10 protein-coding genes are annotated in these 12,413 nt (G+C 43.7%); 2 read left to right on the forward strand and 8 right to left on the reverse strand.

All coding sequences use genetic code 11. The features are described from left to right. Positions 1-382: 382 nt before the first annotated feature. Positions 383-2,617, forward strand: a complete 2,235-nt coding sequence (locus tag V7O67_RS11890) for a DNA topoisomerase I (protein ID WP_406670081.1) — start codon at positions 383-385, stop codon at positions 2,615-2,617. A 16-nt stretch (positions 2,618-2,633) separates the two neighbouring features. Beyond that, entirely contained in the window at positions 2,634-3,872 is a 1,239-nt protein-coding gene (locus V7O67_RS11895) for an MBL fold metallo-hydrolase (protein WP_406670083.1), read from the forward strand. Positions 3,873-3,887: 15 nt separating this feature from the next. Here the strand turns inward: V7O67_RS11895 and V7O67_RS11900 are convergent, their stop codons facing one another. The 8 genes from V7O67_RS11900 to V7O67_RS11935 all read right to left on the reverse strand — a co-directional run bounded on the left by V7O67_RS11900 (position 3,888) and on the right by V7O67_RS11935 (position 12,330). Next, a complete protein-coding gene (locus V7O67_RS11900; protein ID WP_406670085.1) occupies positions 3,888-4,529 on the reverse strand; it encodes a tetratricopeptide repeat protein in 642 nt (213 codons plus the stop codon). Positions 4,530-4,724: 195 nt separating this feature from the next. After that, positions 4,725-5,267 (reverse strand): hypothetical protein, encoded by a 543-nt coding sequence (locus V7O67_RS11905; RefSeq protein WP_342304631.1) that lies wholly within the window; start codon positions 5,265-5,267, stop codon positions 4,725-4,727. Between the two features lie 14 nt (positions 5,268-5,281). Continuing rightward, positions 5,282-5,923, reverse strand: coding sequence for a molybdenum cofactor guanylyltransferase (locus V7O67_RS11910; RefSeq protein ID WP_342304630.1), 642 nt, complete (start codon positions 5,921-5,923; stop codon positions 5,282-5,284). 40 nt (positions 5,924-5,963) lie between these two features. Then, complete coding sequence (locus V7O67_RS11915; protein WP_342304629.1) at positions 5,964-7,943, reverse strand: DUF460 domain-containing protein; 1,980 nt, start codon at positions 7,941-7,943, stop codon at positions 5,964-5,966. Positions 7,944-7,975: 32 nt separating this feature from the next. After that, positions 7,976-8,872 carry a serine/threonine-protein kinase RIO2 gene (locus V7O67_RS11920; RefSeq protein WP_406670088.1) on the reverse strand — a complete coding sequence of 299 codons (897 nt, stop codon included), beginning with the start codon at positions 8,870-8,872 and terminating at the stop codon, positions 7,976-7,978. Between the two features lie 93 nt (positions 8,873-8,965). Then, positions 8,966-10,150, reverse strand: a complete 1,185-nt coding sequence (gene larC / locus V7O67_RS11925) for a nickel pincer cofactor biosynthesis protein LarC (protein ID WP_406670089.1) — start codon at positions 10,148-10,150, stop codon at positions 8,966-8,968. A 57-nt stretch (positions 10,151-10,207) separates the two neighbouring features. Beyond that, complete coding sequence (larB, locus tag V7O67_RS11930; protein WP_406670090.1) at positions 10,208-10,993, reverse strand: nickel pincer cofactor biosynthesis protein LarB; 786 nt, start codon at positions 10,991-10,993, stop codon at positions 10,208-10,210. 137 nt (positions 10,994-11,130) lie between these two features. Next, positions 11,131-12,330, reverse strand: coding sequence for an aldo/keto reductase (locus tag V7O67_RS11935; RefSeq protein WP_406670091.1), 1,200 nt, complete (start codon positions 12,328-12,330; stop codon positions 11,131-11,133). Positions 12,331-12,413: the final 83 nt, after the last annotated feature.

Here is a 12,413-nt window from a genome sequence, read left to right on the forward strand (position 1 = left end):
TATTTTACTGAATATTTTTTAACACATAGAATGAAGCCATAGTATATTGTTTTTTGCATCATTAAAACAGTCAGGCTGAATAGTTACTTTTAAACAAAAATTGTAAATTTGATTAAATTGAGTAACATTAATGAGAATGATCAATACTGTTCTTTGTGAAATACAGAAGATCATACACGAATTTCCAGCCTTATGCATGACATGTATCTAAGGCTGTACTACTCTGCTCACAAAAATATTGTTTGCGATAGATATATTTAGAAGAATGTTTGTTAGACTAAAGCATGGGGTTTGTGTAAAAGTAAACTTTTTTATGCATATCCTTATAATCAATACTATGTTTATCATATAATCCATTTATTTGATCGATCACGGAGATAACATGCATCTCATCATAGCAGAAAAACACATTGCAGCAAAAAGGATAGCAAATATCCTTGCTCCTAAGAAGCTGAAACAGGTACGTGTTAGCGGGGTTGACACTTACGAGTTTGGCTCGGAAGAAGATAAAAAGATATTCATCGGACTTAGCGGACACATTGTGAAACTCGACTTTCCGAAAGCCTATAACAACTGGCAGAAAGTGGAGTCTAAAGAGCTCATAGATGCTGAGATCATTACTGCATCCACACAGGTTAAGATCGTATCAGCTCTCAAGAAGCTTGGAAAACAGGCTACGCAAGTAACCATAGCTACTGACTACGACAGGGAAGGAGAACTTATAGGAGTCGAGGCTCTTGAGATATTAAAAAATGTCAATTCCGAACTCAAGTTTGACCGTGTACATTACAGTGCCATCACTCCTAAGGAGATAGAGGAAGCATTCTCAAACTCGACAAAAATAGATTTCAATCTGGCTGATGCAGGTCACTCTAGACAGGTTATCGATCTTGTATGGGGTGCTTCACTGACGCGCTATATTTCTCTTGCTGCCGGACGTCTTGGGAACATGTTCCTTTCCGTGGGAAGAGTACAATCACCCACACTTGCCCTTATAGTTGAACGGGAAAAAGAAAGAGAGGCGTTTGTGCCTAAACCTTACTGGGAACTTTCTGCAAACCTGGAAACTGCAAAAGGAGAAACATTCCAGGTCGAGCACAAAACCAGTCGTTTCTGGAATAAGGAAGAAGTAGACGAGATACTTCAGAAGTTAGGAGACCTGGCTACCGTTTCGAGTATTACCACATCTACAAAAACAGACAAGCCACCCACTCCATTCAATACCACTGAATTTATCAGTGCGGCAAGTTCTATCGGATTTACGGCCGCAAATGCAATGCGGATCGCTGAATCACTTTATATGAATGGTTTTATCTCCTACCCCAGGACCGACAATACGGTGTATCCCGAAAGCATTGATATGAGGACACAGATTGAGGTATTCAGCAAGGGGCCTTTTAAGGAATATGCTAAGAAACTACTTGAGCAAAAAGAACTCAAACCAACACGGGGTAAAAAAGAAACAACAGATCACCCGCCTATTTACCCTGCATCCCTGGCGAAGAAGTCAGAACTAAACGAGCAGGAATGGAAAGTCTATGAACTAGTTGTCAGACGTTTCTTTGCTACCTTTGCCGAACCTGCACAGTGGCAGACAATAAAGGCAAGGTTTGATATCGACTCTGAAGAATTCAAGGCCAACGGTGCACGACTTGTAGTTCCGGGATGGAGATGGTACTATCATTACAATGCACCTGAAGACAGGTTGCTTCCAGAACTTCAGGAAGGAGATGAACTCAAAGTCCTAAATAAAGAAGTTCAGGCCAAAGAAACACAACCTCCAGGAAGATACGGACAGGGCAGACTCATACGCATCATGGAAGAGCTCGGACTTGGTACAAAAGCGACCCGACACGAGATAATAAGCAAATTATATTCCAGGGCATATATCCACGGAAATCCCCTCCAGCCTACAAAGACTGCCTATGCGGTTGTTGAGGCACTGGAGAAATTTGCTCCCACGATCTCAAAGCATGACATGACCAGCAAGCTGGAAGTCGATATGGACAGGATAGCCGAAGGTGAGATCCCGGAGGAAGAAGTCCTGAGTGAGTCCAGGGAAATGCTGGAGCTGATGTTCAATGACCTTGAAGGAAACAAGGAAGATATCACTGAATCATTGCGTGCTGGTCTTCGAGAGGATAAGATCATTGGTGTTTGTTCTAAGTGTAAGTCCAACCTGATGGTAATGCGGTCCAGGAAAGGTTCCAGATTCATCGGGTGCGAAGGATACCCTGACTGTAATTTCGCATTACCCCTACCAAGAGGAGGTAAAGTCATTGTTACGGATAAAATATGCGAGGATCATGACCTTTACCATATCACCATTATCAATTCGGGAAAGAGGCCGTGGAAACTAGGATGTCCCCAATGCAATTTCGAGGAATGGCAAAAAACCCAGGAAGAAGAGAAACAAAAGCAAGGCACTGACAAGGACAAGGAACGCCCAAAGACAATTAACGATATATCCGGAATTGGGAAGGTTACCGCGGAAAAACTTACTGATGCTGGAATTTGTAGCGTGGATGATCTGTGCACTGCTGATGCTATAGAACTTGCAAAAGTTACAAGTATACCTGTTAAGAAATTAAAGAAATGGCAGTCTGAAATAGATTGAAAGGAGTGAGGTATACATGGAACTGGAATTCAAAGGTGCATGCAGGGAAGTTGGAAGATCGGCAGTCCTCGTTGATGATAAACTTATGATGGATTACGGAGTGTCTCCGGGAGAGCATATAAAGTACCCAGTGAATGGGTCACGTCCTGAGGCTGTGCTTGTATCCCATGCACACATAGACCACTCTGGTGCGGTTCCAAACCTAATGGACCTTGAACCTGATATCTACATGACACCACCTACTTTTGACCTCACACATATGCTGGCAAATGATACATTGAGAATTGCGGAAAGGAAAGGAGAAATACCAGCATATGATTCTATTGACCTCTCAAAGTTTGTCCATAAAACAAAACAAGTGGATACGGGAGTTGAATTTCACACACATGGATACGATGTTGAGTTCCTGAATGCAGGGCATATTCCCGGTGCATCAGCGATCCATGTCCGGGATAAAGAGGGTAAAAGCCTGTTCTATACAGGCGATATAAACACCCTGGACACCAGACTGGTTTCCGGTGCAATTGACTTCCCTGATTCAGACATACTCATAACTGAAAGCACATATTTTGGAGATGACCATTCCCCACGAAAAGAAATTGAGAAGGAATTCATCGATTCCGTACAGGACACACTTGACATCGGCGGCAATGTGATCATCCCTGCCTTTGCAATCGGAAGAACTCAGGAGATACTCATGCTTCTCGATGCACACGGCATCAGGGCATATGTTGACGGAATGGGTGTACAGGCATACAAGATCATGTCAAAACATCCTGAATACATACGCAACCCCACCCATCTTAAAAAAGCATTTTCCAATGCCACCATGGTGACTGGTCGTAAAAGAAACAGAATTGCCCTGGATTCCTCAGTAATAGTTACGACAGCCGGGATGTTGAACGGGGGACCTGTAATGTATTACCTTAAAAAGGTCTTCAAAGACCCTAAATCCAAGATACTGATCACAGGTTACCAGGTCGAGGGAACAAATGGAAGATTAGCTGTCGATAACGGAATCATAGATAACGATGGCATAATCCAGCAGCTCGGGATAAAGGTAGAACAATATGATTTCTCGGCTCATTGCGGAGACAAGGAACTGAAAGAAATAGTATCCGATTTCTGTGACAGGGGCACCGAAAATGTCTTTACCATGCATGGAGACGACTGTGAAGGATTTGCAGACTGGGTTAAAGAAGAAATAGGCGTTGAGGCATTCGCACCGGAAATAGGCGAGCGCTTTACACTATAAACCAAAAATATCAATTCACAAACAAGAAGAACTTTGATATTTCATATCATCGTTCATCTTTTTAGTATTTATCATTGCAAGCTTAAGATTTTCTATTGCCTCGCTATGTTCAGGATCGATCAGGAGAACCCTGGAAAAACATTCTGCTGCGTTTTCATATTGTCCAAGACCAAAGTAAGCAAGTCCTTTTTTATTCCAGACAATAGCGAACTTATTGTCAAGTTCTATTTCTTTGTGGACCTTGCTGTAACAGTTTATTGCCTCACTGTGGTTTCCCATGTACTCAAGAACATCACCCATGTTTATCCATGCATTATCATTTCTGGGATCAATTGAGAGAATCCTGTTGTAGCACTTGATTGCCTCTTCAAATCTCCCCAGGTGAAAAAGAGCGACTCCCATATTGTACCAAACATCAGCATCATTCTTGTTGAGAAAAACAGAGTTTCTGAAGCATTCCAACGCCTCTTCATCCCTACCAAGAAAAGAAAGTGCTATACCCTTGTTGTTCCAAACGAGTGCTATAGCCTCATTACTCCATAGTTCAGGATCCAGATGCTCACACTCCAATATGAGCGAAAAATATTCTATTTTTTCTTCCGGATCTTCGGCTTCAAAAGCCAGTTTGAACCACTCTTCCGGCATATCAGGATCCATTCAGTTAACCAACTCCAAAACAAATAACATGATTCTATATACCGCCATAAAGCAGTGCATTATAACTTTTATTTTTTCTCAATGTACATAACATATTAATTAAGCTATCGAAATTATTCGGATAATAAAGGTAAAAATGCCAACAATTAAAGAAAAAAGGATATGAAAATGAATTTTGTGATTTACTGAAAACAATCAACAAACCAATTTTACATCTTCCTGACCCTTGCGTAGATCATCTATGTGAATAAGCCTGTTAGCATCGACACCTACCAGACACATGCCTTTCTTGTCCATTGCCCAAACGTAATGTCTGTCACCTATATCTTCAGGTATTTTCTCAGATGGTAGTTCGGCAGGGTTAATACTGCATGCCTGAAGACCCGGATATTCATCAGGATTAAGTTCCATTATTGTAACCACTTTCTTTAGCAGTGACAACAGGACATTTATATCTTCATGATCCCATTTCCGAATTCTTTCACACATAAGAGGAATCAAAATTTTTGCCACACCGATATTTGCCAGTATCTTATGTGAAAGGCAAATAGAAGCATTGTCATGTTTAACATCGTCATTCGGCCCACGGAAGCAGAAGATACCTTCACTGACCATTACGTCAAGGTCCAATGGGTCTTCAGAACCCTTTATTGCACTTTCCACGACCTCGGTGTCAAGATCATACTCATTAGCAATTCTTATGATAGCTTTTTTTATAACGATATCATTGTCTATCATTTTAACACATCCCTTCAAGCGGAACTATCATTATCATCAAGGTTTTCATGATTAACATTATCCAGTTTTGTCATATCTGAGGGGATATTTATGTTGACAAAACTCTTAAGGCCTTTGTCTATTTTTTTCATCACATCGGCATCCAGGTACAGAACATCGTCCAGAGAAGATACCGGAGCAAGTATGCTCCTGTGTCCTTCCCCCATAGTATGTTCAATTGCCACCAGCATCTTATCCTTGTGATACACAGAATGCAGTGGCTCCTTTGTCCCATACTCACTAATGGGTATCAATGCATCGTGTTCTTCCACCATATTAAACATCATATCAATTAACTGCCCATTAAGAAACGGCATGTCACATGCTACCGTAAAAACATAGTCACCACAGGCTTCCTCAAAACCTGCAAGCATTCCTGCAAGTGGACCTGCATTTTTTATCTTATCTGTTACAACTTTTCTGTCTACGAGATATTCAGAGAATTGCCGCACCTGCTCACTATCCCTCAGAGACACGATAACCTCATCAGAAACTTCATCCAAAACAGCAAGTGTGCGTTCCAGCAATGTGTTGTCCTGATACATCATCAACGCTTTTTCCCTGCCATTAAGACGGGCTCCTAAACCACCTGCCAGCAGTAGTGATGACCTTTTCATAATCATTAACCTCTTATTTTCCAGATTCAGACAACTTCATCTATGCAAGCCCTCTCCTGCGTTCACTCTTATACTCTTCCAGAATGGACTGGACTTGTTTATGTTCTTTTTCCTTGCGCCGCTCATCGGCTCCTTTTTGCCATTCTTCTATCGCACCCTCAAGGATTCCGGGTTCTACAGAAGCGAGGTCACCAATGAGATGAATCTGTACATCTTTTAACACAGGAACATTGCCTTCATAAAAATATTCAAGTGCCCCGTGTGGCATGTCTTCACGTATGATAACTGCCTTGATCTTTGCTTCAACCAGCAATGAAGCCGTTACAGGACCTCCACCACTTGGATCTCTCAGGTAAATTACATCATTTTCCCTGATGCCGTAAAGCTCAATAGTGTGCTGTATCGCTTCCCGCGTGAACGATGAGATGACCTTTACCGGAAGTCCCTCTCCCCTTACTTCTTTTTTGCGTATCTGCTTGAGGCGTTTGTTTTGTTTGCGCTGGTTACGCAGGGATTTTTTCATTTTGCCAAGCTCTTTGTTGAGACGCTCTATTTCATTGTCCCTTATATGAATCTCTTTTTCCCGCCTCACCTGTCGGTAAATTGACGTTTTGACCTTTTTGATGCGCATTTCCAGTTGCTCAACAAATCTTTCCTTTTGTCCAGCCTCGTATTTGAGTTCAGAAACATAATCTTTGAGCTGCTTTATCTGGGAATTCCTATGCCTGAGCTCCTCACGCAGTTTCTTTATTTGTTCATCCACATCGGCAGGTTCTTCTTTTTGCGTTTCTGCCTCCGGCTTCATTCTGATCTTTATCCTTGACTCGGATGCAACCTTTTCGATGGCCTCATCTATGGACTCACCGTTTATCACATGGAACTTTATACTGTCGATATCAAGATATTTAGGAGCTCTCTTCCCAACCTTCGAAAATACATTTTTGTACGCTTTGTACGCGGATAATGCTGCAGTGAGTGAATCACGCTCATGGTCATTGGAATATCCGAATTGTCTGGCAATTGCTATCTTTTCCTCTGCCCGTATCTCACCACCCGGAGTCCAGATAACTGCATTGAAACTGCGGCGTATCTTTTCAACTGCTGATGGAACAGGATAGACATCCGTGGCTACAAGTATTGGTTTACCATATTCAGCTACCAACCTAACAACCTCATCATGTGAGATACCGCGTGTGCTATCAGAAAGAAGCAATTCTCCGTCAAGAGAAATAATAGCAATTCCTACGGTTGTGCCGGGGTCTATTCCGACAATCGTGTATTTGCGTCCTGTTTTTTTGATAGGTATATACTGTATCTTGTCCCTTTCAACATTTTTGACAGTAACCTGGGCATCAGCATTAGCAGAGGGTTTGACCGGCACAAGCTCACGTCTTGCATTTACAGTAAATTCAGCCCGGACATATCCACCAAAGCCCTCAGTAATATGTTCGGAATAAGTAAAACCCGTTTCTCTGGAGAACTTACGCAGGGTGCTCTCGACCTCCCTGCTCTTTTCCCTGACAGCCCCATGGACTTTTCTTCGATAGCGGTTCTGGCTCCAGCCACCTCTGCCAAGTGAACGGGCACGACTTACTTTTATGCGGGTGATATCTTCAAAAAGAGAGACCTCAGCACCTACTCCAAGACTTGCAAGAATTGCACAGGCTTCAGCTTCCTGATTAGGATCCAATTGGTTGAAAGAGAGACCATGCTCCTTTGCCAGACGAAGCAGAGATTTCTGATGAATACCTCCGGTGACCTGCACCAGTTTTGTATTACCTGGGAGTTTTTCAAGAAAACGTATTAGCTCCCGTTTATTTGCTGCGAGCTCAAAAATATTATCAACTGCAATATAATCAGGCCGGTCCTTGTTCAGCATACGGAGTATCCTGTGTAACCGGACCATTGTGTAATGGTTTATCTCGCCATCCCGAAGAACGGCAACGGCATATCTGGGAACCTCCTGTGCCCTGGAAGAGCCCTTTGCTATGTCAATGCCGTATATGACACCGTTTTGCATACAGTTTATTTTATGTCATTACTATGATATATTTATGACTCCTGACCATCTTTTATATGCGATATAACCTCGCTCAAATCCATTTTGATGTTGTATTTGCGCTTGAAGTGTTTGAGCACGTTGGATACATCCCTTTCAAGCAACTCATCCGCATGAAGATGGCTTATTTCCACGCACTGAGGCCAGTCGATGAATTGCACTCCACCCTCGATAACGAAGATGTTGTACTCGCTAAGGTCAGAATGAATGTAACCTTTTTCATAAACTATGCCTACCTGCCTGATGATCTCGTCAAGGAACCATTGCGGTTCTTCAAGTCTTGTCTTGCACAGGAGACTGCCTTCCGCAACTTCCATCACAAGTGCATGCCGGTTGTTATCTATAAGCCGGGGTACGGATATATCCGGATAGAGTTTGCGCATTATCTCAGCTTCCCTTTTAGCAGCAAGCCTGGCTGCGTATATCCATGAAAAGTGTTCCTTGTCCTCTAGATGGCAACGTACACGCTTCACCCTTTTGAAACTGGTTCTCCCTTCCCTGTGAAACTTTATGATGACACCCTGCGGTTCACCAAAACCGAGTTCAGGCTCTTTCACAGCCTCAAGCACTACCGACTCTTTGCCAACTCCAATCTCATCACCGATGGCGCTGATGGTGCCTCTCTTGACAAATGTGTTTAAGGCAAGTGCATCATATGCATCAAAATATATCTGGTAGCCTTCATAAGGCTGGTTGGTCCCGATAACCATATTGTTCCTTATAAGAGCTTTCATCTTATACACAAGAGAAGAATACGGCAAGCGAGTGATCTTCATCAACTCTTCCACAGGCACCCATTCATAATGCTTCATCCCGACCTCAATACCCTGAAGTATGCGAAGATCCTTACTGTCGAGTTCCCTGAATATCTTAATGACGTCGGTTATCATCTGCTTTGTAATTACCGGGATTATTTAGATGGTTTGTGGTATAAGTTTAAAATGACATAAAGGAAAAACTAAAAAAGAAAAATTGAAGGAATCCTACTCAAACTTCCCCCAGGCTTCTTCCTCAACCCGTCTGATAACTTCTTTCAGTGGCAGACCAATCTTATCAGCAACCCTGCGACAATCTTCGTACTCCGCAGACATGTGCAATATTTCGCCGCTTTTGTCCTGTGCAATCTTGACAGCAACCTTAAACTCCCTAGAACCTACACTGATATTGACCCTGTCCATCCTGCGGTCTGCAACGTAGCGATGCCTGGTGGGAATAACACGTATTCCAAGTGTACCTGTTTCCTTCATGAGCTCCCTTGCAACACGGTCACTGTTCTCAGGCTTCGTAATTACCTTGATAATATGACCGGACCTGCCTTTTTTCATGGTTGCCGGCGTGATTGTTACATCCCTTGCACCCACAGACAGCAATTTTTCAAAAAGGCTGCCGAGAATCTCACCTGTTACGTCGTCCACATTGGTTTCCAGTATTTCAATAGTATCCCTGGAAAGTGTATCCTGCACATCCATGATCATCGAGCGCAGCACATTCGGGTCCTCTGTATCCGCATCCCCGGCACCGTAACCAACTGATCTGACCTTACCCCTTGGAAGATTTTCCAGTGGTTTTGCAAAATAGGACAACAACGCAGCGCCTGTAGGTGTGAGTAGTTCACGGTTTCCAGAGCCGTATGACAAAAGATTGCCTGCCCTTAGAATCTCCAGGGTTGCAGGCGCCGGGACTGCCATCACACCATGAGCGGCTCTTACCATTCCACCACCAACATTGGCAGGCGTGCAGAAAACTGAATCAGCAGCTACCTCATGAATCGCAAAACAGGAACCAATAACATCCGCAAGCGCATCCTTCTGACCAACCTCATGGAAATGTAGTTCTTCAAGAGGCAGACCATGTACCTTTGACTCTGCTTCTGCCAGAATGGAAAACACACCAAGTGCGCTCTTTTCAACCGGTGGGGAAAGTCCGGCAGCCTTGATGATATCCACTAGCTCATGATAATGCCGGGAGTGCTCCTCATGTGGCACATTTATGTGCACATTAACTGCATCTATACCCTTCTTATTGGCCCGGTCCACGGATACTGATACGTCAACAACGGATTCTATCACCTTGCATACCTTTTCACCATCAACACCAAGACCTATCAGGCTTCCAAGTATCATATCGCCGGCTGCACCTGAGAAAGGTTCGAATATAAGAGACCTCATTTTTATCTTATCCTAACTGAATGTTCATCATTTCAGACATGAACTTAAAATTGACTTTTATTTTTCAACGGTGCTGTTTCTTGCTTCAGCAACAGTATTTGCTATCCTTGCGGCAAAAGAACCGGCTACAAAACCTGCATCAATGTTAACGACCGAGAGAACAGAACATGACTGCAACATGGAAAGCAGCGCAGCCTCACCTTTAGCACCTGCCCCATAGCCTGTTGACACGGGAAGCCCTATGACAGGCACATCCACCAGGCTGGAAACTACCGTTGGAAGGGTGCCTTCCCTGCCTGCCGCGACAACAATGGAATCGGGTTTCTTTTCCTGGAGTTTCAGCATCTCTCCCACAAGCCTGTGGAAACCGGCAACACCTACATCATAGATAGCAATTGTCTCGCATCCCATCTCATTGGCTACCATCCGTGCCTCCTCGGCAACGTCTATGTCTGCGGTCCCGGCCGTGATAATAGCAACAATGCCTCCTGTACTGGGAGCTGGCGTGCCGTCGTGGACCACTGCAGCAGTTGAATGCAAGTTCCATTCAAGTTCTTCAGGCTTGAAACTGGATCTAAGCACTTCCCTGTGACTATCACTGAGCCTTGTAATAAGCACTCTTCCTGTTGCAGCAACCTGGGCTTTTGCAATTTCCACAACATCCTTCGGATCCTTCCCCTCCGCAAGCACAGCTTCCATAATACCAGTACGATGTTTGCGGAAGATGTCTACTTTCGCAATATCGGAGACAGGTACATAACCCATAGAACGGATGTCGGATTCTGCAGTTTCGAGATCCAGCTCATTATTTTTCAGCTTGTATAGTACGCTTTTGATATCCATTTATACTCCCTTCTACTTTGGATTATTAATATATAACTGAATTTGAGAATAGCAGAGATATTGTTTGATCATTCAATATGGTCAAACCAAACAATATCTTTATTTTGCCGTTTTAGCACTTTGAATTGTTCCAGCAGTTATACCTGCTTGAACATCTTCCTTGCCATGGCAGCTCTCTGTTCTATGTCAGACCCTTCCAGTTCTTCGACAACGGAACCAAGGACAGTTGGAATCTCAAGGTGCTGAGGACATTTATCAAGACATTCGCCACATTGCACACAGAGAGATGCAAACTCAGGTTTACCTAGACCAACAGCCCCGCCCAACCTTGCAGCATACATAAACCGTTCCCCTTCAAGATTGTCAACCAGGGCCAGATTGTTATAATGCTCAAAACAGAGCGGAATATTCACGCCTACCGGACAGGGCATACAGTAACTGCAACCTGTACAGCCGGCTTTCATGATCTCACGGTACTTCTTCTCGGATCTCTTAACAAGTTCCAGTTCGGTTTCTGTAAGGGAATCCGGGAGAGCTTCTCCTGCGATATTCAGGTTCTCTTCTACATGGGCTTCCTCGTTCATACCTGAAAGCACAACTGTGACTTCAGGATGATTCCAGACCCACCGCAGACCCCATTCTGCAGCCGTTCGCTTTACAGGAGCTTCATTCCATATCTCTTCTACAGCAGGTGGGGCCTTTCCTGCAAGGCTTCCTCCACGCAAAGGTTCCATGATGATAACCCCAAGACCCTTTGAGGCTGCATATTCCAGTCCTTCGGTTCCTGCCTGCATTTTTTCATCCAGGAAGTTGTACTGTATCTGGCAGAAGTCCCAGTTGTAGGCATCAATTATTGGCCTGAATTCATCCGGCGAACCGTGGAAGGAAAAACCGGCATTAATTATGCGACCGTCAGCTTTTGCTTTGTCCAGGAAATCAAGGATTCCGAGAGGCTTCACCTTCTCCCATAATTCTCCCGCAAGACTGTGAATGAGATAGTAGTCGATATGATCGGTGTTGAGTTTTTCAAGCTGGGCATTGAGGAACTTATCCATATCCTCCCGGCTATCAATCATCCAGGTAGGAAGTTTTGTTGCAAGTTTGACTTTTTCCCTGTAACCGTCACTAAGTGCGCGGCCGAGGAATGGCTCACTTTGGCCCATGTGATACGGCCAGGCAGTGTCTACATAGTTCACACCCTGATCTATTGCGTAGCGGACCTGATTTGTAGCTCTTTCCTCATCGATGTTTCCGTCCTCTTTCATAGGAAGACGCATGGCTCCGAATCCCAATATTGATAATTCGTCCCCGTTCTTTGGTATTGTTCTGTATAACATTTTAGTTCTCCTGAATTATTGAATTGTTAAAGGTGACCTTGCAAATGACTGAGTAGTCATTTATAGATATGCTTGTTAGTATA

The organism is Methanolobus sp. ZRKC4 (genome assembly GCF_045291305.1).
In the GTDB taxonomy this organism is placed as follows: Archaea; Halobacteriota; Methanosarcinia; order Methanosarcinales; family Methanosarcinaceae; genus Methanolobus.